This window comes from Kitasatospora sp. NPDC056531, assembly GCF_042794375.1.
In the GTDB taxonomy this organism is placed as follows: Bacteria; Actinomycetota; Actinomycetes; order Streptomycetales; family Streptomycetaceae; genus Kitasatospora.
Genome location: NZ_JBHTTU010000024.1, coordinates 59,878 through 84,225 on the forward strand (window position 1 = coordinate 59,878; position 24,348 = coordinate 84,225).

Consider the following 24,348-nt stretch of genomic DNA (forward strand, 5'->3'; position numbering starts at 1 on the left):
CGGTAGCCCTCTCACATGCGGAAGACGCCGTAGCCGCGCGCGCCCTCGACCGGCGCGTTGTGGATCGCGGACAGGCACAGGCCGAGCACCGTACGGGTGTCGCGCGGGTCGATCACGCCGTCGTCGTAGAGCCGGCCGGACAGGAACACCGGCAGCGACTCGGCCTCGATCTGCTGCTCGACCATCGCCCGGATCGCCACGTCCGCGTCCTCGTCGTACGGCTGCCCCTTGGCCGCGGCCGACTGCCGGGCGACGATCGACAGCACCCCGGCGAGCTGCTGCGGGCCCATCACCGCGGACTTGGCGCTCGGCCAGGAGAACAGGAAGCGCGGCTCGTAGGCCCGGCCGCACATGCCGTAATGGCCGGCACCGTAGGAGGCGCCCATCAACACGGACAGGTGCGGGACCTTGGAGTTGGCGACGGCGTTGATCATCATCGCGCCGTGCTTGATGATGCCGCCCTGTTCGTAGTCCTTGCCGACCATGTAGCCGGTGGTGTTGTGCAGGAACAGCAGCGGCGTGTTGCGCTGATTGGCCAACTGGATGAACTGGGCGGCCTTCTGGGACTCCGCACTGAACAGCACGCCCTGGGCGTTGGCCAGGACGCCGACCGGGTAGCCGTGCAGGCGGGCCCACCCGGTGGCCAGGCTGGTGCCGTAGAGCGGCTTGAACTCGTCGAAGTCGGAGCCGTCGACGATCCGGGCGATCACCTCGCGCGGGTCGAAGGGCACCTTGAGGTCGCCCGGGACGATGCCGAGCAGCTCCTCCTCGTCGTACTTCGGCGGCTCGGCGAACGGGTCCACACCCGGGCCGGGCTTGCGGTGGTCGAGCCGGGCGACGATCCGGCGGGCGATCCGCAGCGCGTCCGCCTCGTCCACCGCGAAGTGGTCGGCCAGGCCGGAGACCCGGGCGTGCATCTCGGCGCCGCCCAGCGACTCGTCGTCGGCCTCCTCGCCGGTGGCCATCTTCACCAGCGGCGGGCCGCCGAGGAACACCTTGGCGCGCTCCTTGACCAGCACGGTGTGGTCGGACATGCCCGGCACGTAGGCACCGCCGGCCGTGGAGTTGCCGAACACCACGGCCACGGTGGGGATTCCGGCGGCCGAGAGCCGGGTGAGGTCGCGGAAGAGGGCGCCGCCGGGGATGAAGATCTCCTTCTGACTGGGCAGATCGGCGCCGCCGGACTCGACCAGGTTGACCAACGGGAGGCGGTTGTGCAGCGCGATCTCGTTGGCCCGCAGGGCCTTTCGCAGGGTCCACGGGTTGCTGGCGCCGCCACGCACCGTCGGGTCATTGGCGGTGATCACGCATTCCACGCCCTCGATCACGCCGATGCCGGTGACCAGGGCCGCGCCCACCGGGTAGTCGCTCCCCCAGGCGGCCAACGGGGACAGCTCCAGGAACGGGGAGTCCGGGTCGACCAGCAGCTCGATCCGCTCGCGGGCCAGCAGCTTGCCGCGCTTGCGGTGGCGCTCCACGTACTTGGGGCCGCCGCCGGCCAGCGCCTTGGCGTGCTCGGCGTCGAGCTCGGCGAGCTTGGCGACCATCGAGGCGCGGTGCTCGGCGTAGTCGGGCCCGGCCGGGTCGACGCGGGTGGTCAGGGCGGTCACAGCGGCGCCTCCGGGCTGTCGAGGAGCGTGGTCGGGTCAACGGGCGCGGTCGGGCTGTCGAGGAGGGTGGTCGGGATGTCGAGGTGGCGGGAGCGCAGCCACTCCCCCAGGGCCTTGGCCTGCGGGTCGAAGCGGTGCTGGGCGGCGACGCCCTCGCCGAGCAGGCCGGTGACGGTGAAGTTGACCGCCCTGAGGTTCGGCAGCAGGTGCCGGGTGACGGCCAACCCGGCTGTTTCGGGGAGGAGTTCGCGCAGCTTGTCGACGGTGAGGGTATGCGCGAGCCAGCGCCAGCCGTCCTCGCCGCGGGCCCAGACACCGAGGTTGGCGTCACCGCCCTTGTCCCCGCTACGGGCGCCGGCCACCAGGCCGAGCGGGGCGCGGCGGGTCGGGCCGGTCGGGAGCTCTTCGGGCAACTCCGGTTCGGCTTCGGCTGGTTGGGAGGTCACCGGCGCGGGCGGGACGGCGATCCGGCGACCGTCCGACAGGACGGCGGTGTGCTCGACGGCCTTGGCGTCGACGTACGCGGCGGTGAACACCCCGTACGGCGCGCCCGGTCCGGGCGGGGCGGTGAGGTGGAAGCCCGGGTATCCGGCCAGGCCCAATTCGACGGCGGCCTTGCCGAGTTCGCGACCGACCTTGGTCGGATCGGGGTCGCGGGCGGTGAGCCGCAGCAGCGCGGAGGCGGTCTCCTCGCCGGCTGCGTCCGGGTGGTCGGTGCGGGCGAGGGTCCAGCGCAGTTCGGCCGGGCGGGCCTCGGGCGGCAGGGCGGCGGCGACCTGCCGTTGCACCAGGTCGGCCTTGGCCTCGATGTCCAGGCCGGTGAGTACGAAGACCACCTCGTTGCGGTGGCCGCCGAGGCGGTTGAGCCCGACCTTCAGGGTGGGCGGCGGGGCCTCGCCGCGCACGCCGGAGATCCGCACCCGGTCCGGGCCCTCCTCGACGAGCCGGACGGTGTCCAGTCGGGCGGCGACGTCCGGGCCGAGGTAGTGCGATCCGCCGGTCTCGTAGAGGAGTTGGGCGGTGACGGTGCCCACGGTGACGGCGCCGCCGGTGCCGGGGTGCTTGGTGATCACACTGGAGCCGTCGGTGTGCAGTTCGGCCAGCGGGAAGCCGGGGCGGGTCACGTCGTGCTCGCGAAAGAAGGCATAGTTGCCGCCGGTGGCCTGCGCTCCGCACTCCAGGACGTGCCCGGCCACCACCGCCCCGGCCAGGGCGTCGAGGTCGGCGGCCGTCCAGCCGAAGTGGGCGATCGCGGGCCCGGCCACCAGCGCGGCATCGGTGACCCGTCCGGTGACCACCACGTCCGCACCCTCGGCCAGGCAGGCGGCGATGCCGAAACCGCCCAGGTAGGCGTTGGCGGCCAACAGGCCATCGGGCAAGCCCAGTTCGGACCGGCGCGGCAGCAGGTCGTCACCCTCGACGTGGGCGACGTCCGCCCCGATGCCCAGGCGCTCCGCCAACTCCCGCAACGCGTCGGCGAGTCGGGCCGGATTGAGACCGCCCGCGTTCACCACGATCTTCACGTCCCGCTCGCGCGCCAGGCCGAGGCACTCCTCCATCTGACGCAGAAAGGTCCTCGCGTACCCGAGCGACGGGTCCTTCAGCCGGTCCCGGGCCAGGATCAGCATGGTCAGCTCGGCGAGGTAGTCCCCGGTGAGCACGTCCAGCGGCCCACCCGTGAGCATCTCCCGCACCGCCGCGAAGCGGTCCCCGTAGAACCCCGAGGCATTGCCGATCCGCAGTACCGAGCGTGCGCGCGCCAATGCGCCTCCCCTGCCGGTGGGTTGACGACACCCCGCACGAGCGCCGCCGGGCAGCAGCGTGGCACCGGCCGGAGGAAAAAGCAATCATGCATGCTTGTTTTGCTGCCGCATCAGCCGCAGCCCGGGCGGGGCGGCAGGTCGCGCCGCGGCTCGGGCAGGACGGTGACGCGCGGAAGGTCGCGCAGTTCGGGCCGGGTGAGCGGGATCAGCCCGGGCCGCCCGGCGCCCGCGCGAGCGGCCGGGTCAGTGCGGGAGATGTTGCCCGCCGAGGAGCCGAAGGCCCTGTTCCAGTGCGCTGCGCTGAGTGTCACTCAGGTCCGCCGTCAGTTCGTCGTCCAGGCTCCGGGCGGCGTGGGCGCAGCGTGAGAGCAGGGTGCGGCCCTCGGGGGTGAGGTTGAGGACCTGCCTGCGGCGGTCCTGAGGGTCTCGGATGCGTTCCAGGGCGCCGAGTTCCTGGAGCTGGTCGGCGAGGGCGACGACCAGGCTCGGGGCGACGCCGAGTCGCCTGGCCAGGTCCTGCTGGGAGGCGGCCGGTCCCGCGTCGAGTGCGGCCAGCAGGCCGGCGTGCTTGGGCTTGAGGCCCAAGGCCTCGATCCGCTCGGCGAAGCGTTCGGCGGCCAGGGCCCCGAGCGTGCCCAGGTTGAAGGCGATCGTGGCGCGCAGCCCGGCTGCTCCCTTGACATCACTCATGCAGAGAATGATACCGTCAAATTATCGTTCACAGTCAGAATGATTCTTGGGGGAATTCAATGGACGTCCTGCTCGTCGCCAACGCCGCGGCGGCGCTCGTCAGTGCCGGTTCGAGTGTCGCGGGGGTGCTGCGCCCCGGCCTCGCACTGCCGACAGGTGAGCCGGTCAATGCCGGGACCGAGCTCTACGCCCGCGCCTACGCGGTCCGGGCCGTCCCGCTCGGGCTGGCCACCGCGCTGCTTCTGCTGGCCGGCGCGTCCCACGCTGCCGCGTGGCCGATGCTGGTGGTCGCGGGGCTCGCCCAGGTCGGCGACTCCGCGATCGGCGCCCGGTACCGCAACCGCGGCATGGCCTTCGGCGCCGGCGCCTTCGCCGTCCTCCACCTCGCCTCGGCCGTCTGGATCGCCCGATGACCGCCGGGGCGGTCATCGCCGCGGCGAGCGCGACCCTCGCGTTCCTACTGGAGATGTCCGTCTACGTCTCCGCGGGTTACTGGGGTTTCACCCGCACCGCCCGCCTGCCCCTCCGCCTCGCGCTGGCCACCGGCGCGGTGGTGCTCCTGGCCGTGGTCTGGGGGCAGTTCGGCGCGCCGACCGCGACGCACCCGCTCCACGGCCAGGCCCGCGCGGTCCTGGAACTCGCCTGGTTCGGCGCGGGCGACCTGGCGCTGCTCGCCGCCAGGGGCCGCCGCGCCGCGCTCTGGTTCACCGTGGCCTGGGCACTGTCCACCGCCCTTCAGGCCGCCGTGGCCTGAAGGGCGGGACAGCGGCCGGTGAGGATGCGCCCGAGCACAGGCTCGGCCACCCGCCCCCTTCGTGCCGCTCCGGGCGCTCTCTCCCCCGCAATCCGCGCATCACTCACCGCTGTTGCGCCGTCACTCCGACGGGTGTTGCATGGCAGAGGCGAGGCGCCGTCGCGAGGGCCCACGAAAATGACGGAAACCGGGTACGGACGTCAGGCGAATCGCGATTGCCAGCCGATTCACCGTGCCACGTTCACCGTGTCACGCGATCGGCGGGCCCCTGGTGTCGCCTCAGGCGAGGAGGTCCATCGATGGAAATGCCCGAGGGAATCACCCACAGCCGTCGTAAATTCCTTGGCGCCGCTGCCGCGACTGCCGTGGCGGCCCAACTCGGTATGCCCGGTGACGCGCAAGCGCAGTCCGAAACCGGAACACCTGCGGCGTCTCCCGCGGCTAGTCCGGGGACCAGTGGATTCTCTGGTCCGGTGAAGCAGATCAATGCCGGCGACCTGAGCGTGGGATACGTCGAAGCCGGACCTGCGAACGGACGGCCGGTCGTACTCCTGCACGGCTGGCCCTACGACATTCACAGCTACGTCGCGGTCACGCCCCTGCTCGCGGCGAAGGGGTACAGGGTGGTCGTCCCCTATCTGCGCGGCCATGGCACCACGCGGTTCCTTTTGGATGAAACGCCCAGAAATGCCCAACAGTCGGCGTTTGCTCTCGACCTCATCGCCCTGATGGACGCCCTCAGGATCGACCGGGCCATCCTCGCCGGATATGACTGGGGATCACGGACGGCCGACATCATCGCGGCCCTCTGGCCGGAGCGCTGCAAGGCACTGATCTCGACGACCGGGTATCTGATCGTCAACGTTGAGGCCAACAAGATGCCGACGCCACCGAAGAGTGAATGGGCGTGGTGGTATCAGTACTACTTCGCCACCGACAGGGGCGTGCTCGGCCTCGAGAAGTACCGGCGCGACCTGGCCAGGCTCGTGTGGAAATTCAACTCCCCGACCTGGAACTTCGACGAGGCGACCTTCGATCGCACGGCCGCCGCGTTCGACAACCCGGATTACGTCAAAATCGTGATCGACAACTACCGCTGGCGACTGGGCCTGACCAAGGGCGAGCCCCGGTACAACGCCCTCGAGGAACGCCTCGCCACAGCCCCTGTCATCAAGGTGCCGACGATCACCATCGACGGCGCACACGATCCATTTACGCCTCCGGGAAATGGATCGGCTTATCGCAAGAAGTTCGCCGGCAAATACGCGCACAAGACCCTGGAGGCAGGGCACAACGTTCCGCAGGAGGCTCCGAAGGCCTTCGCGGCGGCCGTCGTCGAAGTCGACGGCTTCTGACCGCGCTACCGAACGTCGGAGAGTCTCATCAGGGCCCGCTCCACGGCACGGAGCGGTATCCACGCGAACACGCGCCCCCGGCGCAGGTCCTCACCGTGATCGGCTGCACCACGACCAGGGACACCGTCCTGGCTGAAGTCGCTGGCCGGTCGGCTGGTGGTTAGCCTGAAGACGGAGCCGCGGATGAGGCGCCGCGGCGGAATCGGTGGCGTCTCACCACACGCCGCTCCGGCGAGCGGTCGAGCAACCGGCGCCGCGCCGTCCTGACGAACCTTCACACTGCTGAACTCACGTGAACTCACGCTGGGCCGGGCCGTGAGCCGGTGGCTGCGTCTGCGCGGGAGCGTTCATGCCCCAGGTCGTCCCGGTCGGAGATGAGACGGCATCGCATGGAGGAGGATCCCATGACCGAGAGCCACGCGCGGGCCCCCGCTGTCCCCAGCGTCCTGGTGGATCCGCTGCGCAACCGAGGCGTCGCCTTCACACAGGAGGAACGGGAGGCCCTCGGCCTCACCGGACGGCTGCCTTCCGGAGTGCTCGCGCTCGAACGGCAGGCTCAACGTGCCCACCGGCAGTTGCAGGTCCAGGGGAGCGACCTGGCCAAGAACGTCTACCTGGAACAGCTGCACGACCGCAACGAAACCCTCTACTTCAAGCTCCTCACCGAGCACCTCGAAGAGCTGCTGCCGATCGTCTACGACCCCGTCGTGGGCGAGGCGATCGAGAAGTACTCCCACGAGTACCGGCGCCCGCGCGGCATCTTCCTGTCCATCGACCGGCCCGACGACATGCAGAGGGCCTTCGCCACGCTTCAACTCGGGCCGGAGGACGTCGACCTGATCGTGTGCACCGACGCGGAGGAGATCCTGGGCATCGGTGACTGGGGCGTGGGCGGCATCCTGATCTCGGTCGGCAAGCTCGCGGTGTACACGGCGGCCGCCGGCATCGACCCGCGCCGCGTCGTTCCCGTGTCGCTGGATGTCGGCACGGATCGGGCATCGTTGCTGGAGGACCCGCTGTATCTGGGCAACCGGCACCCCCGTGTCCGCGGCGCCGACTACGACGCGTTCATCGAGAAGTACCTGGAGACGGCGTCGTCCACGTTCCCCGACGCGCTCCTGCACTTCGAGGACTTCGGTCCCAGCAACGCACGGCGGATCCTGGAGCAGTACGGCGGCCGCTATCGGATCTTCAACGACGACATGCAGGGCACCGGAGCCATCACGCTGGCGGCAGCGCTGTCCGCGGTCAAGGTCACCGGTGTGCGGATGCGGGACCAGAAGCTGGTCGTCTTCGGCGCCGGGACCGCCGGGGTGGGCATCGCGGACCAACTGCGCGACGCGATGGTCCGCGACGGCGCGGATCCGGAGCGGGCCACCGCCCAGGTGTGGCTGATCGACAGGCAAGGGCTGCTCACCCGGGACATGTCCGACCTTCGCGACTTCCAGCAGACCTACGCGCGCGATCCGGCCGAGGTCGCGGACTGGGGGCGGCACGACGGCGCGATCCCGCTCCTGGAAACGGTTCGGCGGGTCAACCCGACGATCCTGCTGGGCACTTCCACCGTGCACGGTGCATTCACCCGCGAGGTCGTCGAGGCCATGTCCGAGGGTACCGAGCGGCCGGTCATCTTCCCGATCTCCAATCCCACCTCCCGGATCGAGGCCATGCCCGCCGACGTCATCGCCTGGTCCAGGGGCAAGGCGCTCGTCGCGACCGGCATCCCCGTCCCGCCCGTGGAACACGACGGTGTGACCTACCAGATCGGGCAGGCCAACAACGCGCTGCTCTACCCGGGACTCGGCCTGGGCACGATCGTCTCCGGCGCGTCCCGGGTGACCGCGGGCATGCTGCTCGCGGCCGCGCAGGCCGTCGCGGACCAGGTCGACCCGTCGGGGCCGGGCGCCTCCCTGCTGCCTCCCGTGAAGAACCTCCGGGAGTCCTCGGCGATCACCGCGACCGCGGTGGTCCAGGCAGCGCTCGACGACGGCGTGGCCACCCGCAAGCCGACCGACGCCGGAAAGGCCGTCCGGGAGGCCATGTGGCAGCCGGTCTACGCCGACGGAGCGACGTCATGACCACAGAGCACCACGGCGTGGACCGGACCGGGTCGGCCGGTCAGGACGAAGCCCCGAGGATCCTTGACATCCCCATCGGACTGCAAGCGATCGGGACCCGGCGGGAGACGGACTCCATGGGCGCCGTCGACGTCCCCGCGGACCGCTACTGGGGCGCCCAGACGCAACGGTCCCTGATCCACTTCTCCATCGGGGACGACCGGATGCCCAAAGCGGTCTACCACGCCTACGGCTACGTCAAGAAGGCAGCCGCCCGCGTCAACGGACACGCCGGGCGGCTGCCGGCCTGGAAGGCCGACCTGATCCAGCGGGTGGCCGACGAGGTCATCGCGGGCGAACTGGACGATCACTTCCCGCTGTACGTGTGGCAGACCGGGTCCGGTACGCAGTCCAACATGAACACCAACGAGGTGATCAGCAACCGTGCCATCCAACTCCTCGGCGGAGAGCTGGGCAGCAAGTCCCCGATCCACCCCAACGACCACGTCAACCTGGGGCAGTCCTCCAACGACACCTTCCCCACCGCCATGCACATCGCCGCGGTCAAGGAGGTCCACGAGCACCTGCTGCCCAGCGTGCGGGCGCTGCAACAAGCCATCGAGACCAAGGCACAGCAGTGGCGCGACGTGGTGAAGATCGGCCGCACCCACCTGGAGGACGCCGTTCCCCTCACCGTGGGGCAGGAATGGTCCGGCTACGCCCGCCAGCTGCAACAGGCCATCGGCCAGGTCGCCAGGTCCGCCGAGGGCCTGAACGAACTCGCCATGGGCGGCACCGCGGTCGGGACCGGGCTGAACGCCCCATCTGGATTCGGCGAGCAGGTCGCCGCCGAGATCGCCACCGCGACCGGCTACCCGTTCATCACCGCGCAGAACAAATTCGCCGCCCAGGGCGGCCTGGACGCCATGGTCGGCGCCTCCGCCGGGCTGCGGGCCTTGGCCGTGCCGCTGATGAAGATCGCCAACGACATCCGCTGGCTGTCCTCCGGACCCCGCTGCGGCCTCGACGAACTCATCCTCCCGGCGAACGAGCCAGGCTCCTCGATCATGCCCGGCAAGGTCAACCCGACCCAGTGCGAGGCGATGGTCATGGTCTGCATCCAGGTGCTGTCCGAGGACACGGCCATCGCCTTCGCCGGCTCCCAGGGCAACTTCGAACTGAACGCCATGCGCCCGGTCATCATCAACAACTTCCTGCACGCGGCGACCATCCTCGCCGACGCCTGCGCCAGGATGCGCGAGTTCTGCATCGAGGGCACCCAGCTCAACCGGGAGCAGATCGACAGCTACGTCGACCGGTCACTCATGCTGGTCACCGCCCTCTCCCCCGTGATCGGCTACGACAGGGCCTCGGCGATCGCCCACAAGGCCAACGACGAGGACAGCACCCTGCGCGAGGCAGCACTGGCCTCCGGCTACATCAGCGCCGAGGAGTTCGACCGCATCGTCCGCCCCGCCGCCATGGTCGGTCAGGCGTAGGACCGCTCCGGTGGGCGGGGCGGACCGATCACGGCTCGGCCGGACGGACCGATCAGGATTCGAGAAGCGCCCGGGCCGGGCGCGCCCCTAGCGTTGCAGGCATGGACGACATCACCATTCACTGGACCTTCCTCCCCCACACCGACCCCGAGGCCTCGCTCGCCTTCTACCGCGATCTGCTGGGCTTCGAGGTGCGGGGCGACGTCGGCGGCGGCCCGATGCGCTGGATCACCGTCGGGCCCGCCGGGCAGCCGAGCGTCTCGCTGGTGCTGGAGCCGCCGACCGCCGATCCGGGCGTCACCGAGGACGAGCGGCGTACGATCGCCGAGATGATGGCCAAGGGGACCTACGCGCGGCTGGTGCTCGCCACCGCCGACCTGGACGGGGTGTTCGACCGGCTGAAGTCCGGCGGCGCCGAGCTCGTGCAGGAGCCGACCCTGCAGCCGTACGGCATCCGCGACTGCGCCTTCCGCGACCCGGCGGGCAACATGATCCGCTTCAACGAGGTGCGCTGAGCCTCCGCCCGCCCCGAGGGGTGACCCCTCGGGGCGGGCCCCGATCGACCCACCGCAGAACCCGCCCGACAGCCAGGGAGCGAAGAGTAACGATGGCCGAGCCGCACGTCGCCGACAGCCACGACCTGATCCGCGTGCACGGAGCACGCGAGAACAACCTCAAGGACGTCAGCGTCGACATCCCCAAGCGCCGCCTGACCGTGTTCACCGGCGTCTCCGGCTCGGGCAAGAGCTCGCTGGTCTTCGACACCATCGCCGCCGAGTCGCAGCGGCTGATCAACGAGACCTACAGCGCCTTCGTCCAGGGCTTCATGCCCACCCTGGCCCGCCCCGAGGTGGACGTCCTGGAGGGGTTGACCACCGCGATCATCGTCGACCAGCAGCGGATGGGCGCCGACCCGCGCTCCACCGTCGGCACCGCGACCGACGCCAACGCGATGCTGCGCATCCTGTTCAGCCGGCTCGGCAAGCCGCACATCGGCTCCCCCAAGGCGTACGCCTTCAACGTCCCCTCGATCAGCGGCGCCGGCGCCGTCACCGTCGAGCGCGGCGGCAAGACCGTCAAGGAGCGGCGCAGCTTCAGCATCACCGGCGGCATGTGCCCGCGCTGCGAGGGCCGCGGCAGCGTCTCCGACATCGACCTCACCCAGCTCTACGACGCTTCCAAATCGCTCGCCCAGGGCGCGATCACCATCCCCGGCTGGAAGCCGGACAGCTGGTGGACGGTCGGCGTGTACGCCAACTCGGGCTTCCTCGACCCGGACAAGCCCATCCGCAAGTACACCGAGAAGGAGCTGCAGGACTTCCTCTACCGGGAGCCCACCAAGGTCAAGATCAACGGCGTCAACCTCACCTACGAGGGCCTGATCCCCAAGCTCCAGAAGTCCATGCTGTCCAAGGACAAGGACGCCCTGCAGCCGCACATCCGGGCCTTCGTCGAGCGCGCCGTGACCTTCACCGCCTGCCCGGACTGCGAGGGCACCCGGCTGAGCGCGGCCGCCCGCTCCTCCAGGATCGGGGCGGTCAGCATCGCCGACGCCTGCGCGATGCAGATCAGCGACCTCGCCGACTGGGTCCGCGCCCTGGCCGAGCCCTCGGTGGCGCCGCTGCTCACCGCGCTCCAGCAGACCCTGGACTCCTTCGTGGAGATCGGCCTCGGCTACCTGTCGCTCGACCGCCCCTCCGGCACGCTCTCCGGCGGCGAGGCCCAGCGGGTCAAGATGATCCGCCACCTGGGCTCCTCGCTCACCGACACCACGTACGTCTTCGACGAGCCCACCACCGGCCTGCACCCGCACGACATCAGCCGGATGAACGGCCTGCTGCTGCGCTTGCGGGACAAGGGAAACACAGTGCTCGTGGTGGAGCACAAGCCGCAGACCATCGCGATCGCCGACCACGTGGTGGACCTCGGCCCGGGCGCCGGCGCGGCGGGCGGCGCGGTCTGCTTCGAGGGCGGCGTGGACGGGCTGCGCACCAGCGGCACCATCACCGGCCGCCACCTGGCCGACCGGGCGGCGCTGCGGCAGACCGTCCGCGAGCCCAGCGGCACGCTGGCGATCCGCGGCGCGAACACCCACAACCTGCGGGACGTGGACGTGGACGTCCCGCTCGGGGTGCTGACCGTGGTCACCGGCGTGGCCGGCTCCGGCAAGAGCTCGCTGATCCACGGCTCGCTGGGTCAACAGTCAGGGGCTGCCGACGAGGGCGTGGTGTACGTCGACCAGGGTGCGATCAAGGGCTCACGGCGCAGCAACCCGGCGACGTACACCGGCCTGCTGGACCCGATCCGCAAGGCCTTCGCCAAGGCGAACGACGTGAAGCCGGCCCTGTTCAGCGCCAACTCGGAGGGCGCCTGCCCGACCTGCAACGGCGCGGGCGTGGTCTACACCGACCTGGCGATGATGGCCGGGGTGGCCACCACCTGCGAGGACTGCGAGGGCAGGCGCTACCAGGCCTCGGTGCTGGAGTACCGCCTCGGCGGCCGGGACATCAGCGAGGTGCTCGCGATGTCGGTGACCGAGGCGGAGGAGTTCTTCGGGGCGGGCGAGGCCAAGCTGCCGGCCGCGCACCGGATCCTGGAGCGGCTCGCCGACGTCGGCCTCGGCTACCTGAACCTGGGCCAGCCGCTGACCACGCTGTCCGGCGGCGAGCGGCAGCGGCTGAAGCTGGCCACCCACATGGGCGACAAGGGCGGGGTCTACGTCCTGGACGAGCCGACCACCGGCCTGCATCTGGCGGACGTCGAGCAGCTGCTCGGGCTGCTGGACCGGCTGGTGGACTCCGGAAAGTCGGTGATCGTGATCGAGCACCACCTGGCGGTCATGGCGCACGCGGACTGGATCATCGACCTCGGCCCGGGCGCCGGGCACGACGGCGGCCGGGTGGTCTTCGAGGGCACCCCGGCCGAGCTGGTCGCGGCCCGCTCCACGCTGACCGGCGAGCACCTGGCGGAGTACGTGGCCGGCTGACGAGGCACCGACGGCCCTCCCGCAGGAAGACCCGCGGGCCCTCCCACGCGGCGGATCACTCCAGCGGGAGGACCATCTCCAGGATCCGGGCGGTCTTGTCCAGTACGTACGGCGTCTCGCCGCCGGTGTACGTGAAGCCGCGCCGCCGGTAGAAGGCGGCGGCGCGGCGGTTCTCCTCGTGCACCCCGAGCAGCATCCGCTGCGCGCCGCCGGTGCGGGCCCAGTCGATGACGGCGTCCAACAGGGCGTCGGCGACGCCGAGTTCGCGGCCGCGGTGGGCCGGGTCGACCCAGACGCCGATCAGGTCGACCGCCCCGGCCTGCTCCTTGCTGGGGATCGACAGCATGGTGGCGACCCACTCGTCCGCGTCGTCCACCGCGACCAGGCCGATCTTGCCGGGCTCGTTCAGCCAGTCCGTCCGGGCCCGCCAGTTGCCCTCGCCCTGGTGCTCCGCGTACTCGTAGGGCTCGCCGAACGCCATGGGGGTGTCGAGGAGTTGGGCCAGTCGCACCTTCCGCAGCCGTTGCCAGTCGTCCCGGCCGATCCGCTCGATCCGGTACCCCATCCCTACCCCCGTAAGAACGATCCGCCTCCGCCGCCGGCGGTCACCGGCGGCGGAGGCAGGATAGCCGCAGCTCGGGTCAGGGCTTGATCCGGACCACCTGCGGGTCGTGGTCGCTGGCCTGCTCGGCGAACTCGGCGTTGATGTGCACCACGTCGTACTTGGCGTAGCCGACCTCGGGGCTGACCAGGATGTGGTCCAGCACCTGGGAGTTGCCCTGGTAGACGTAGGAGTACTGCTCGGTCTCCGGGAGCTCGTTCACCAGGTCGCGCAGGACGCCGTCCTTGGTGAGCGCGGCCAGCGCGGGCGAGAACTGGTAGTCGTTGTAGTCGCCGACCGAGACGATCCGCGCCTCCTTGTCGGCAGCCAGCAGCTTGGCGACGAAGGCCTGCTCCACGGTGGCCTGCTTGATCCGCTGCACCTCGGAGCTGCGGGTCGGGGCCTGGAAGCGGCTGTCGATGCCCTGGTCGCCGCCCTTGCTGTTGAAGTGGTTGGCGATCACGAAGACCTTCTGGCCGCGGAAGGAGAACTGCCCGACCAGCGGCTTGCGACTGTTGGTCCACGCCTCGTCGGTGGGCTCGATCCGGCCGGGCGAGGCGGTCAGCGCGGTGGCGGCACCGGTGCCGGTCACGCCGACGGCGGTGGTGGCGTTGCCGCCGGGGATGTCGGTGAAGGAGACCCGCTGGGGGTTGAACAGGAAGACCTGGCGGATGTTGCCGCCGGGTTCGCCGCCGTCCTTGCCGTCCTGCGGGTCGACCGAGCGCCACTCGTAGGCCGGGCCGCCGGCCGCCTTGATCGCGGCGAGGAACTTGGCGACGGTCTGGCTCGCGTCCACCGTGCCGTCGTTCTTGGCGCCGTTGTCGTCCTGGATCTCCTCCAGGGCGACGGTGACGGCCGGGCCGGACAGCTCGGTGACGGACTGCGAGCCGCCGGAGTAGTTCGGGTAGTACTCGGTGACCTTGCCGCTCACCAGCACCGAATCGCCGACCTTGACCGTCGGGGCGGCGCCGGTGAAGACGAAGATGCCCTCGCTGGTGGCCGGGTCGGCGTCCGGGTTCGGGTCCTGCATCCAGAAGCCCTTGGAACTGCCGTACGTACGGAGGCCGGTGACGATGCCAGGCACGCCGGTGACGGGCTTGCCGGCCTGTGGGGAGGTCCGGGTGGTGCCCTGGATGTCGTGGATCCGCAGCGGCCCGACCTCGGTCGGAGCGGGCGGGGCGGCCGTCGCCGCGCCGGCCGCGTGCGCCACCGGCAGCGGGACGAGCACCAGCGAGGCGGCCAGCGCGGCCGGGAGGAGGGCGGTGCGCAGCAGGGCGACTCTGCGGGGGCGGGGTGCGGGGGCGGTGGTCACCGGGGCATGGCTCCTAGCTCGTGCAGCGGGCGCTACTCGCGTAGAGAGAGGGAGGAGAGAAAGCGGGGGACGAACACCCGCCCCCCGCGACGCCTTCAAGATACGCGCGTAGAAAAACCCCCGACAAGACCCCGTCAATGAACTGTCGGTTCCTCCTGGATGACTTGATGACCCGTCAATTCAGCCAGCTCCCAGCGGACTTCCAGCGCTCCTTTAGCTTTCCCCTGATTTTGCTCAGCTTTGCCCGATCCGCTCCGTGATCCGCTCCACGATCAGCTCGCACAACTCGTGGGTGCGCAGCGCGTCGTGGGCGTCGATCGTCTTCCCGGCGCGGACGGCGTCCAGGAAACCGGTCACGCACTGCTCGATGCCGCGCTGGCGGGCGACGGACACCCAGTCGCCGCGTCGGCGAACGGTGGGCTGGCCACGGTGGTCGATCACTTCGGCCAGGTTGCGCACCTCCCGCTTGGAGTCGCCGCCGGAGACCTCCAGCACCTCCTCGGTCGAGCCGGAGACCCGGTTCATGATGCCCAGCGCGGTGAAGTCCTCGCCGCCGAGCGTGAGCACCACGTGCTCGACCAGGCCGTCCCGGGTGCGGGCGCGGACGTCCACGTGCTCGATCTCACCGGGGGCGAGGAACCGCAGGGTGTCGACGACGTGGATGAAGTCGTCGAAGACGAGGGAGCGGGCGGCCTCCGCCAGGCCCTCCCGGTTCTTCTGCAGCACGATCAGGTCGCGCGGCCGCTCCTTGGCCTGGACGTACCCGGGCGCGTGGCGCCGGTTGAAGCCGACCATCAGCGAGCGGCCGGTCCGGTCGGCGAGCCCGACCAGTCGGCGGGCGCCGTCCAGGGTGTAGTCCAGCGGCTTGTCCACGTACACGTCCACGCCGGCGGTGAGCAGTTGCTCGACGATCGGCACGTGCTGGTCGGTCGCGGCGTGCACGAAGGCGGCGCGGATGCCGCTGGCGATCAGCTCACCGAGGTCGGTGAACCGGTGTTCGGCGCCGATCCGGTACGCATCACCGATCCGGTCCAGCTTCGCCCCCTCCCGGGTCATCAACCGCAGATCCAACCCCGGCAACCCGCCCAGAACCGGCAGATACGCCTTCTGCGCAATGTCACCAAGCCCGACGATTCCCACCGGAAGAAGGCCGTCAGGAACAGAGAGCGAAATCATCGGATTCTCCACGAATGCGCGCCGACACCATCACCCCCACCCTATTCACCAGCTCCCCCACGCCACCAACCCACCGCCGGCACCCCCTTCGTTCGGTGCGATCACCTGGCTGATCACACAGGCGGAAGCTACCTCCACAGGCCCGGCAGGGCTTTCCGCGGAAGACCTCATGAGCCCTGCCGGAACTCGCCGGTGATCAGCCTTTCCGGACATCGTTCAACCGGCGGCTCTCACTCGGCCTCTGGTGCGGCTTCAGCTCCTCCGGCCGCCTGAGGCGACGGGAGCGGACCCGCCGGATCCACCGTGTTGGGTGTACTCCCCAGGCTCGACCGGGGTGGGACGCCCTGCGGCGGCAGTGGCGTCGGGATGGCGCCGGGACGAATGTGGCTCCCGGAATCGTCGTGGCCCGGCTCCGGCGGTCGAGGAAGACTGACCAGGCGCGAAGTCAGTCTCTCGCCCTGTACGCGGGTGAGCCGTGCATCGTCGGTACCGATGGGGTCGTCAGCCGCGGGTCCAGCCCGGGCAGGGCGGTGAGCTTCTGCTACGCCATCGCGCCGTGACGACCGATCGGCTGTGCGGAGCCTCCTCCGAGGCCCCGCACAGCCGCGCTCAGTTGGCCGTGTCACCCACCGGTCGGCGCTCGGTGGCCGGGCCGGAAGCGGTCGGCACCGAACCGGCCGGCTCGGCGGGAACGCCGACCGTCCGCGTGCGCCGCCCGGGCAGGACCACCGCCGCGGCCAGCGCGGCGGCCGCCAGGAAGCCCGCCGCCAGCAGGTAGCCGAGCGAGTAGCCGTCGGTCGCCGCCGACCTGGCCTCGACCCCGGCGGCCAGCCGGTGGTCGGTGCGGGCGGCGGCGGCCGTCACCAGCACCGCGAGGCCGATCGCGCCGCCGATCTGCCGGGCCGAGTTGAGCAGCGCCGAGGCCGTCCCGGCCTCCTGTGGCGGGAGCCCGCCGGTGGCGGCCGCGGTGAGCGGGACGAAGGAGAAGCCGATCCCGAGGCCCGCGACCATCGAGGGGACGAGGACGTCGCCCAGGTACCCGCCGGAGGGGTCCAGTGCCGCCCACCAGGCGAAGCCCGCGGCGCCGAGCAGCCCGGCGGGGACCAGCAGCAGGCGGGCCGGTACGCCCCGGTGCATCAGCCGGGTGGAGATCTGGATGGCGACCACCACGCACAGGGTCAGCGGCAGGAAGGCCAGCCCGGCCCGGGCCGCGCTGAGCCCGAGCACGGTCTGCAGGTACAGCGTGGAGAAGTAGAACGCGCCGAACTGGCCGCCGACCAGCAGCGCCATGAACAGGTTGGCACCGAGGACGTTGCGCCGGCGCAGCAGGCCGAGCCGGATCAGCGGATCGGCCATCGGCCCGTACTGTTCCCAGAGCACGAAGCCGAGCAGCAGCACGGCCGAGGCGGCCAGCGTCCCGAGGGTGGCGGGGGAGCCCCAGCCGACCTGCTCGGTGCGCTCCACGCCGAGGATCAGCAGGCCCACGCCCGCGGTGGCGAGCACCGCGCCCACCAGGTCGAGCCGGCCGCGCCGGCTGCCGAAGGTTCCGCCGGGCACCCCGCCGAGGGCCAGGACCAGCGCGCCGACCGCCATCGGCAGGTTGACCAACATCACCCAGCGCCAGCCCGCGTACTCGGCGAGCAACCCGCCGATCAGCACCCCGGCGCCGCCGCCGACCGCCGAGACGGCGGCGTAGACGCCGAGCGCCCGGGTGCGCTCGCGGCCCTCGCGCTGGGTCAGCGTCAGGACGGCGAGCGCGGCGGGCGCCAGGACGGCCGCCCCGACGCCCTGGACCGCGCGGGCCAGGATCAGCTGGGCCTCGTTCTGCGCCAGCCCGCCGCCGAACGAGGCGACCGCGAAGGCGACCGTGCCGCAGGCCAGCACTCGGCGTTGTCCGTAGAGGTCCGCCATCCGCCCGCCGAGCAGCAGGAAGCCGCCGAAGCAGAGGGCGTAGATGTTGACCACCCAGGGCAGTTGGGACCGCTCGATGTGCAGCCCCGTCGCCATGCTCGGCAGCGCCACGTTCACGATCGTCATGTCGAGCGTGACCATGAACTGGGCCAGCGCCACCGCGGCGAGCGCCCTCCCTCGGTGGTTCCCGGCCACTTCCATCGCCCCCATCGATCCCATCAACCCCTCCCAGAGTTTTTATACGCGTATAACTTACGCGTACGAAAACCATAGCCGGAGACCGGGGCAACCGCCAGCCGGCCGGGGGAAGGGGACGTCAGCACCCGCCGCGGCGCGGACAGGAGAGGATGTGGGCATGGAACAGAGCACACCGACCGGTCGCAGGAGCGGCCGACCGCCCAAGCTGTCCCGGGAGGCGATCCTCACCGCGGCCCGGACGATCCTGGCCGAGGAGGGGCCGGATCAGCTGTCCATGCGGCGGCTGGCCAAGGAACTCTCCAGCACCCCGATGGCGCTCTACCACCACGTCAAGGACAAGGACGAGCTGCTGCTGCTCCTCCTGGAGAGCCACGCCTCGGCCTTCCCCCGGCCCGAGCTGCCCGCCGACCCGCGCGAGCGGCTGATCGCCGCGGCCCGGGTGCTGTACGACATCCTGGCCGAGTGCCCGTGGATCGTGGAGGTGCTGGCCTCGGACGACCTGCTCGCGGTCTCGGCGCTGTGGATCGTGGAGAACGTCCTGGACGCGGCGATCGCCGCCGGACTCACCCCCGAGCAGGCCGTCCACGTCTACCGGGTGCTCTGGTACTACACGGCCGGCGAGTTGACCGTCCGGCTCGGCCGCCGGCGCCGCCGCGCTGACCCGGCCGGTCGCCCGTACCGCGCCGAGGCCTTCGCCGCCCTCGACCCGGCGGCCTTCCCCCGGCTCACCTCGCTGGCCGGCGACTGGGAGGAGCTGACCGCCGCCGACACCCGGCAGGAGGGACTGGTCGCGATCGTGAACGGCCTGCTGGCGACGCTGCGGCCCTGAACTGCGTTCGCCCGCAGGAGGGGCCGGTCGCGATCGTGGACGGCCAGCCGGCGACGCTGCGGCCCTGAACTGCGTTCGCCCGCAGGCCAGTTGGTCAGGCCCCGGCGGCCGCCGCCGCCGCGAGGGAGTCCAGCACCGGGCGGATCAGCGGGTGCCCGTCGGCCCCCGCGCGGACGGCGGCGAAGACCCGACGGGTGGCCAGCTCGCTGTCCACCGGCCGGACGGCGACCCGGGCGAGGTCGACGCCGCGCAGCGCGGAGCGGGGCACCAGGGCGACACCGGAGCCGGCCGAGGCCAGCGCGACCACGGCGCGGAAGTCGTCGGAGGAGTGCAGCAGCCGGGGCTGGAAGCCGGCGTGCTCGCAGGCCAGCAGCACCACGTCGTGGCAGGGGTTGCCCGGGTAGGGGCTGATCCAGGGATCGCCGGCCAGGGCGGCCACGGCGAGCGGCCCCTCCTCCTCGGCCAGCGGGTGCGCCAGCGGCAGGACGGCCTCGAAGGGCTCGGCGTAGAGCGGGACCCGGGTGAGCCGGGCGTCGTCGGCGCGCGGGGCGCCCCGGTACTCGACGGCCACCGCGAGGTCGGCCCGGCCGTCCAGCACCATCGGCAGGCTGGCGTCGCCCTCGGCGTCCAGCACCTTGAGCCGCACGCCAGGGGCGCGCTCGGCGAGCAGGCCGATCGCCGGGGCGAGCACGTGCGAGATTCCGGTGGCGAAGGAGGCGACGGTGACCTCGCCCGCGACGCCCGCGCTGTACGCGGCGAGGTCGGCCTCGGCGCGCTCCAGCTGGGCGAGCACGGCGTCGGCGTGGCCGAGCAGGATCTCCCCGGCGGCGGTCAGCCGCACGCCCCGGCCCTCGCGGGCCAGCAGGTCGTGGCCGGTCTCCTGCTCCAGGGCGGCCAGCTGCTGGGAGACCGCGGAGGGGGTCAGGTAGAGGGCGGCCGCCGCGGCGGTCACGGTGCGGTGGTCCGCCACGGCCCGCAGGGTCCGCAGCCGTCGTGCGTCGATCACAAGCCAATTCTGCCAGCGTGGCGGAGTGGACCAGCCGGGAGCCGTTTCGGGCCGCAGTACCACCGGTGGCGTATTCCGGGACGAGATCGCTTCGCTCCGTTGACCGTCCGGCTCGATCGCCGCTTGGCTCATGGCCGAGCCGGGCCGCTCGGGATCACGGGGATTCGAGGGCCCGGTGCACGTGTCAAGGGGAGGACGTCCATGACCACCCTCGTTCCCGCCGCTGGCTGGCCCGCACCGGCTGCGCCCTGGTGGCCGCCGTCGCGGCCGGCGTCGCGACGCCGGCCGCCGAGGCCCGCCCGCCCAGGATCCCGGAAACCGCGAACGGGGGTGGGACGCCGGTGCGGGCCGGCGCCCCACCCCCGTGGCGGGAGGGTGCGACAGGTGGTTGGTGGGCCGCGCGGCGGAGCCGAAACGATTCGCCTCCGCCGCACGGCGGTTGTTCGCCCGCGGGCCGGTCCGGTTCCGAGCGGTCCGGCCCGCGGGCAGTCGGTGCGGGCCCCTGCCGGGCCCGGCGGGGACTACTCCCCCAGTGCGGCGCGCGCGTCCACGAAGGCCGCGACGGCGCGCTCGACGTCCTCGGTGGAGTGCGCCGCGGACAGCTGCACCCGGATCCGGGCCTGGCCGTGCGGGACCACCGGGTAGGAGAAGCCGATCACGTACACTCCGCGCTCCAGCAGGAGCTCGGCGAGCCGGCCGGCCTTGGCCGCGTCACCGATCATCACCGGGGCGATCGGGTGGTCGCCGGGCAGGATCTCGAAGCCGGCCTCGGTCATCTTGCCGCGGAACAGCGCGGTGTTGGCCGCCAGCTTCTCGCGCAGCTCGTTGGACTGCTCGACCAGGTCGAGCACCTTCAGCGAGGCGGCCGCGATCACCGGGGCCAGCGAGTTGGAGAACAGGTACGGACGCGAGCGCTGGCGCAGCAGGGCGACGATCTCGCGGCGGGCCGCGACGTAGCCGCCGGAGGCGCCGCCGAGCGCCTTGCCGAGGGTGCCGGTGATGATGTCCACCCGGTCCATCACGCCGTGCAGCTCCGGGGTGCCGCGGCCGCCCGCGCCGACGAAGCCGACGGCGTGCGAGTCGTCGACCATGACCATCGCGTCGTAGCGGTCGGCCAGGTCGCAGATCTCGCGCAGCGGGGCGACGTAGCCGTCCATCGAGAACACGCCGTCGGTGACGATCAGGCGGCGGCGGGCGTCCTGGGTCTCCTTGAGCTGCTGCTCCAGGTCGGCCATGTCGCGGTTGGCGTAGCGGTGGCGGCGGGCCTTGCTGAGCCGGATGCCGTCGATGATGCTGGCGTGGTTGAGCGCGTCGGAGATGACGGCGTCGCGGTCGTCCAGCAGGGTCTCGAAGACACCGCCGTTGGCGTCGAAGCAGGAGGAGTAGAGGATCGTGTCCTCCTGGCCGAGGAACGCCGAGAGGCGGTCCTCCAGCTCCTTGTGCACGTCCTGGGTACCACAGATGAAGCGGACCGAGGCCATGCCGTAGCCCCAGCGGTCCAGGGCGTCCTTGGCGGCGGCCAGCACCTCGGGGTGGTCGGCCAGGCCGAGGTAGTTGTTGGCGCAGAAGTTCAGCACCTCACCGGGGCGGCCGCCGCCGGTGACGGTGACCGCGGCGCTCTGCGGGGTGCCGATGACCCGCTCGGGCTTGAACAGGCCGGCCTCGCGGATCTCGTCGAGGGTGGTGGCGATGTCGGCGCGCACGTTGTCGAACACAACAGGCTCCTTTTGCGTCAGCGGGGTGCTCAGGCGGTCCAGTCGAGGATGATCTTGCCGCAGTTGCCGCTCGCGGCGTCGTCGAAGGCGGTCTCGAAGGCGTCGGCGGCGTAGCGGCCGGTGATCACCGGGCTGAGGTCCAGGCCGCCCTCCAGCAGCACGGACATCGCGTACCAGGTCTCGAACATCTCGCGGCCGTAGATGCCCTTGATGGTGATCATCGAGGTGACGATCGAGGCCCAGTCCACCGGGAACTCCTCGGCGGGCAGGCCCAGCATGGCGATCTTCCCGCCGTGGGTCATGTTGGCGATCATCGACTGCATCGCCTCGGGGCGGCCGGACATCTCCAGGCCGACGTCGAAGCCCTCGCGCAGGCCCAGCTTCTGCTGGCCCTCCTCGATGGTGTGCTCGGCGACGTTGAGCGCCAGCGTCACGCCGACCTTGCGGGCCAGGTCGAGGCGGTACGGGGAGACGTCGGTGATCATCACGTTGCGGGCGCCGGCGTGCTTGGCGACGGCGGCGGCCATGATGCCGATCGGGCCGGCGCCGGTGACCAGCACGTCCTCGCCGACCAGCGGGAAGGACAGCGCGGTGTGCACGGCGTTGCCGAACGGGTCGAAGATCGCGGCCACGTCCAGGTCGACCGGCACCCGGTGCACCCAGACGTTGGAGGCGGGCAGGGCCACGTACTCGGCGAAGGCGCCGTCGCGGTTGACGCCCAGGCCAACGGTGTTGCGGCACAGGTGGCGGCGGCCGGCCAGGCAGTTGCGGCACTTGCCGCAGACCAGGTGGCCCTCACCGCTGACCAGGTCGCCGACCGCGATGTCCGCGACGCCGGCGCCGATCTCGGCGACCTCGCCGACGAACTCGTGGCCGAGCACCAGCGGGGTCTTGATGGTCTGCTGCGCCCAGCCGTCCCACTTGCGGATGTGCAGGTCGGTGCCGCAGATGCCGGTCCGCAGCACCTTGATCAGCACCTCGCCGGGGCCGATCTCGGGCTTCGGGACGTCGATCATCCAGAGACCGGGCTCGGCCTTGTGCTTGACGAGTGCCTTCACGGGCGACGGCTCCTGACGTGCGGGTGGGACGGCCTTCGAGGGTCGGGCAGGCCGAGTGGCCCGGTTCGGCCGCCGTTGACGGGCGCACTCCGGGCAGACAGAAATCTGCCTGGTGAGGGCGGGTGCGGTCCATCGAGGAATTCTTAAGGGCGGCCACAGCTGGGCTAAACGATCGTGCCCGAGCTGGGGCCGGGGATGGGGGCGGCATGCCGGTGCTCACCCGTTCAGCCGAGCGCTGGGCGCCGTCCGCGACACCAACCGGCGGTCGGGCCGGGGTACTTGACAGCCGGGGCGGGCCACTCGGGTGGGGGTCGGGCCCGTTCGGGCCAGCACGACCACGGCCGACGCGCGGGCGGCGGGTGGCGGTGCTTACGGTGGCGACGCTCCCCCACGGCCCCGTGGGCAGCGCGCCGGAGCCGCTTCACCGAAGGGCCGACCGCCCCAGAGAGGCGCTCCCGACAGATGACCAGGACCCGACGGCCGCGCCCGGCCACTTCCCGCTCCGCCGGCCGCGCGACCGCCGCCCTGGCTCTGACCGGGCTGCTCGCCACCGCGGCGTGCTCCGGGGACGCGAAACCCGCGCGGCAGACCGTCGAACCGACGGTCACCGCCGAGCCGGCCGCGATCAGCCCGTCCGCCACGGCCTCGATGAGCCCCTCCCCGGGCAACGCCTCCTCGGGCACGGTGGTGCCGCTGACCCCCGACGTCACCTCCCGGCTGGACGCCGCGATCCAGCGGGTGATGAGCCAGGCCTCCGTCCCCGGCATCTCGGTCGGGATCCTCACGCCCGACGGCACCTACCAGAAGTCCTTCGGCGTCGCCGACAAGACCACCGGAACCCCGATGGACCCCGGGCTCTTCAGCCGGATCGGCAGCGAGACCAAGACCTTCACGGCGACCGCCGTGCTGCGCCTGGTGGACCAGGGCAAGGTGGAGCTGGACGACCCGATCTCCACGTACGTGGACGGCGTCCCCGGCGGCGACGGGATCACCGTGCGCCAGCTCGGCGACATGCGCAGCGGCCTGTTCCCGTACAGCTCCGACCCGGACTTCGTGAACGCGCTGATCAGCGACCCGAACCGGGTCTTCACCCCGGACGAGCTGCTCGCGTACGGGTACAAGCACCCCGCGGTGTTCCCGCCCGGCACCAGGTTCCAGTACAGCAACAGCAACTACATCCTGCTGGGCAAGCTGATCGAGAAGGTCGGCGGGCAGCCGGCTGGCGACTTCCTCAAGGACCAGGTGTTCACCCCGGCCTCGCTGGGCAGGACGAGCTTCCCGGTCGACGGGAGCATGCCCGACCCGCACGCCCGCGGCTACACCAACCAGACGCCCAACGGGGGTATCCAGGACGCCACCGACTTGAACCCGTCCTGGGCCTGGACCGCCGGTGCCGTCATCTCCACCCTCGCGGACCTGGAGAGCTGGGCGAAGACGATGGCCACCGGCGCCCTCCTGAACCCGGCCACCCAGGCCGAGCGGCTGAAGACCCTGCCGACCGGCGACCCCGGCGTCACCTACGGCTTCGGATTGTTCGACAACAACGGGTGGATCGGGCACAACGGCTCGATGCCCGGCTTCGAGAGCGTGGCGGTGTACCTGCCGGACGCCCGGAGCACGCTGGTGATGCTGCTCAACACCGATGTGCTGTACCAGGGATCGGAGCCGTCCTCGCTGTTCGCGAACGAGATCACCAAGATCATCTCGCCGAAGAACGTCTACTCGGTCCCGCCGGCCACCGCCGCGCCGTCGACCCCGGGCTCGACGTCCGGCAACTCGCCTACCACGGCGCGGACTTGATATCTGCGGCGCATTTTGAGGCCTGATC

The 24,348-nt window shown here is 71.3% G+C and carries 19 protein-coding genes; 9 read left to right on the forward strand and 10 right to left on the reverse strand.

All coding sequences use genetic code 11. The annotated features are described in order from the left end of the window. Positions 1-11: 11 nt before the first annotated feature. From ACFQ87_RS21340 to ACFQ87_RS21350, 3 genes are all read right to left on the reverse strand, one after another. Positions 12-1,610, reverse strand: a complete 1,599-nt coding sequence (locus ACFQ87_RS21340) for an acyl-CoA carboxylase subunit beta (RefSeq protein WP_380612362.1) — start codon at positions 1,608-1,610, stop codon at positions 12-14. Then, the gene (locus ACFQ87_RS21345) at positions 1,607-3,373 is read right to left on the reverse strand and encodes an acyclic terpene utilization AtuA family protein (protein ID WP_380612363.1); all 1,767 of its coding nucleotides are present in this window, start codon (positions 3,371-3,373) and stop codon (positions 1,607-1,609) included. The genes ACFQ87_RS21340 and ACFQ87_RS21345 overlap by 4 nt, the downstream gene beginning before the upstream one ends. 243 nt (positions 3,374-3,616) lie before the next feature. Beyond that, positions 3,617-4,063, reverse strand: coding sequence for a MarR family winged helix-turn-helix transcriptional regulator (locus ACFQ87_RS21350; protein WP_380612364.1), 447 nt, complete (start codon positions 4,061-4,063; stop codon positions 3,617-3,619). A 59-nt stretch (positions 4,064-4,122) separates the two neighbouring features. Here ACFQ87_RS21350 and ACFQ87_RS21355 point away from each other — a divergent pair, with 59 nt between their 5' ends. The 7 genes from ACFQ87_RS21355 (at position 4,123) to ACFQ87_RS21385 (ending at position 12,714) form a co-directional block, all read left to right on the forward strand. Continuing rightward, positions 4,123-4,476, forward strand: coding sequence for a hypothetical protein (locus ACFQ87_RS21355; protein ID WP_380612365.1), 354 nt, complete (start codon positions 4,123-4,125; stop codon positions 4,474-4,476). Beyond that, positions 4,473-4,817 carry a YrdB family protein gene (locus ACFQ87_RS21360; protein WP_380612366.1) on the forward strand — a complete coding sequence of 115 codons (345 nt, stop codon included), beginning with the start codon at positions 4,473-4,475 and terminating at the stop codon, positions 4,815-4,817. Before ACFQ87_RS21355 ends, ACFQ87_RS21360 begins: the two co-directional genes overlap by 4 nt. 299 nt (positions 4,818-5,116) lie before the next feature. After that, positions 5,117-6,172, forward strand: a complete 1,056-nt coding sequence (locus tag ACFQ87_RS21365) for an alpha/beta fold hydrolase (RefSeq protein ID WP_380612367.1) — start codon at positions 5,117-5,119, stop codon at positions 6,170-6,172. A 404-nt stretch (positions 6,173-6,576) separates the two neighbouring features. Further along, the gene (locus ACFQ87_RS21370; RefSeq protein ID WP_380612368.1) at positions 6,577-8,250 is read left to right on the forward strand and encodes an NAD-dependent malic enzyme; all 1,674 of its coding nucleotides are present in this window, start codon (positions 6,577-6,579) and stop codon (positions 8,248-8,250) included. Beyond that, the gene (gene fumC / locus ACFQ87_RS21375) at positions 8,247-9,728 is read left to right on the forward strand and encodes a class II fumarate hydratase (protein WP_380612369.1); all 1,482 of its coding nucleotides are present in this window, start codon (positions 8,247-8,249) and stop codon (positions 9,726-9,728) included. Before ACFQ87_RS21370 ends, fumC begins: the two co-directional genes overlap by 4 nt. 101 nt (positions 9,729-9,829) lie before the next feature. Then, positions 9,830-10,243, forward strand: a complete 414-nt coding sequence (locus tag ACFQ87_RS21380; protein WP_380612370.1) for a VOC family protein — start codon at positions 9,830-9,832, stop codon at positions 10,241-10,243. 92 nt (positions 10,244-10,335) lie between these two features. Beyond that, positions 10,336-12,714 carry an ATP-binding cassette domain-containing protein gene (locus tag ACFQ87_RS21385; protein ID WP_380612371.1) on the forward strand — a complete coding sequence of 793 codons (2,379 nt, stop codon included), beginning with the start codon at positions 10,336-10,338 and terminating at the stop codon, positions 12,712-12,714. A 55-nt stretch (positions 12,715-12,769) separates the two neighbouring features. Here ACFQ87_RS21385 and ACFQ87_RS21390 read toward each other — a convergent pair whose 3' ends face one another. The 4 genes from ACFQ87_RS21390 to ACFQ87_RS21405 form a co-directional block, all read right to left on the reverse strand. Further along, a complete protein-coding gene (locus ACFQ87_RS21390; RefSeq protein ID WP_380612372.1) occupies positions 12,770-13,279 on the reverse strand; it encodes a GNAT family N-acetyltransferase in 510 nt (169 codons plus the stop codon). Positions 13,280-13,355: 76 nt separating this feature from the next. Further along, positions 13,356-14,627 carry a hypothetical protein gene (locus ACFQ87_RS21395; RefSeq protein ID WP_380612373.1) on the reverse strand — a complete coding sequence of 424 codons (1,272 nt, stop codon included), beginning with the start codon at positions 14,625-14,627 and terminating at the stop codon, positions 13,356-13,358. Between the two features lie 234 nt (positions 14,628-14,861). Continuing rightward, complete coding sequence (locus ACFQ87_RS21400) at positions 14,862-15,803, reverse strand: Gfo/Idh/MocA family protein (protein WP_380612374.1); 942 nt, start codon at positions 15,801-15,803, stop codon at positions 14,862-14,864. A gap of 609 nt (positions 15,804-16,412) precedes the next feature. Next, complete coding sequence (locus tag ACFQ87_RS21405; RefSeq protein ID WP_380612375.1) at positions 16,413-17,933, reverse strand: DHA2 family efflux MFS transporter permease subunit; 1,521 nt, start codon at positions 17,931-17,933, stop codon at positions 16,413-16,415. Between the two features lie 136 nt (positions 17,934-18,069). Between ACFQ87_RS21405 and ACFQ87_RS21410 the strand changes: the two genes are divergently transcribed. Continuing rightward, positions 18,070-18,741: a TetR/AcrR family transcriptional regulator gene (locus tag ACFQ87_RS21410; protein WP_380612376.1), complete on the forward strand. Its 672-nt coding sequence runs from the start codon at positions 18,070-18,072 to the stop codon at positions 18,739-18,741. A 94-nt stretch (positions 18,742-18,835) separates the two neighbouring features. Here the strand turns inward: ACFQ87_RS21410 and ACFQ87_RS21415 are convergent, their stop codons facing one another. The 3 genes from ACFQ87_RS21415 to tdh all read right to left on the reverse strand — a co-directional run bounded on the left by ACFQ87_RS21415 (position 18,836) and on the right by tdh (position 22,520). Then, positions 18,836-19,747: a LysR family transcriptional regulator gene (locus ACFQ87_RS21415; protein WP_380612377.1), complete on the reverse strand. Its 912-nt coding sequence runs from the start codon at positions 19,745-19,747 to the stop codon at positions 18,836-18,838. Between the two features lie 521 nt (positions 19,748-20,268). Continuing rightward, positions 20,269-21,462, reverse strand: coding sequence for a glycine C-acetyltransferase (locus ACFQ87_RS21420; RefSeq protein WP_380612378.1), 1,194 nt, complete (start codon positions 21,460-21,462; stop codon positions 20,269-20,271). A gap of 29 nt (positions 21,463-21,491) precedes the next feature. Then, positions 21,492-22,520, reverse strand: a complete 1,029-nt coding sequence (gene tdh / locus ACFQ87_RS21425) for an L-threonine 3-dehydrogenase (RefSeq protein WP_380612379.1) — start codon at positions 22,518-22,520, stop codon at positions 21,492-21,494. A gap of 462 nt (positions 22,521-22,982) precedes the next feature. Here tdh and ACFQ87_RS21430 point away from each other — a divergent pair, with 462 nt between their 5' ends. Next, on the forward strand, positions 22,983-24,320 hold the full coding sequence (locus tag ACFQ87_RS21430) for a serine hydrolase domain-containing protein (RefSeq protein ID WP_380612380.1): 1,338 nt from the start codon (positions 22,983-22,985) through the stop codon (positions 24,318-24,320). Positions 24,321-24,348 lie beyond the last annotated feature (28 nt).

Excerpts from the sequence above, each read along its gene's own strand:
- fumC (WP_380612369.1), top strand. The coding sequence starts at position 8,247 with ATGACCACAGAGCACCACGGCGTGGACCGGACCGGGTCGGCCGGTCAG.
- ACFQ87_RS21410 (WP_380612376.1), top strand. The coding sequence starts at position 18,070 with ATGGAACAGAGCACACCGACCGGTCGCAGGAGCGGCCGACCGCCCAAG.
- ACFQ87_RS21365 (WP_380612367.1), top strand. The coding sequence starts at position 5,117 with ATGGAAATGCCCGAGGGAATCACCCACAGCCGTCGTAAATTCCTTGGC.
- ACFQ87_RS21350 (WP_380612364.1), bottom strand. The coding sequence starts at position 4,063 with ATGAGTGATGTCAAGGGAGCAGCCGGGCTGCGCGCCACGATCGCCTTC.
- ACFQ87_RS21400 (WP_380612374.1), bottom strand. The coding sequence starts at position 15,803 with ATGATTTCGCTCTCTGTTCCTGACGGCCTTCTTCCGGTGGGAATCGTC.
- ACFQ87_RS21360 (WP_380612366.1), top strand. The coding sequence starts at position 4,473 with ATGACCGCCGGGGCGGTCATCGCCGCGGCGAGCGCGACCCTCGCGTTC.
- ACFQ87_RS21385 (WP_380612371.1), top strand. The coding sequence starts at position 10,336 with ATGGCCGAGCCGCACGTCGCCGACAGCCACGACCTGATCCGCGTGCAC.
- ACFQ87_RS21370 (WP_380612368.1), top strand. The coding sequence starts at position 6,577 with ATGACCGAGAGCCACGCGCGGGCCCCCGCTGTCCCCAGCGTCCTGGTG.
- ACFQ87_RS21390 (WP_380612372.1), bottom strand. The coding sequence starts at position 13,279 with ATGGGGTACCGGATCGAGCGGATCGGCCGGGACGACTGGCAACGGCTG.
- ACFQ87_RS21380 (WP_380612370.1), top strand. The coding sequence starts at position 9,830 with ATGGACGACATCACCATTCACTGGACCTTCCTCCCCCACACCGACCCC.
- ACFQ87_RS21430 (WP_380612380.1), top strand. The coding sequence starts at position 22,983 with ATGACCAGGACCCGACGGCCGCGCCCGGCCACTTCCCGCTCCGCCGGC.
- ACFQ87_RS21355 (WP_380612365.1), top strand. The coding sequence starts at position 4,123 with ATGGACGTCCTGCTCGTCGCCAACGCCGCGGCGGCGCTCGTCAGTGCC.
- ACFQ87_RS21405 (WP_380612375.1), bottom strand. The coding sequence starts at position 17,933 with ATGGGATCGATGGGGGCGATGGAAGTGGCCGGGAACCACCGAGGGAGG.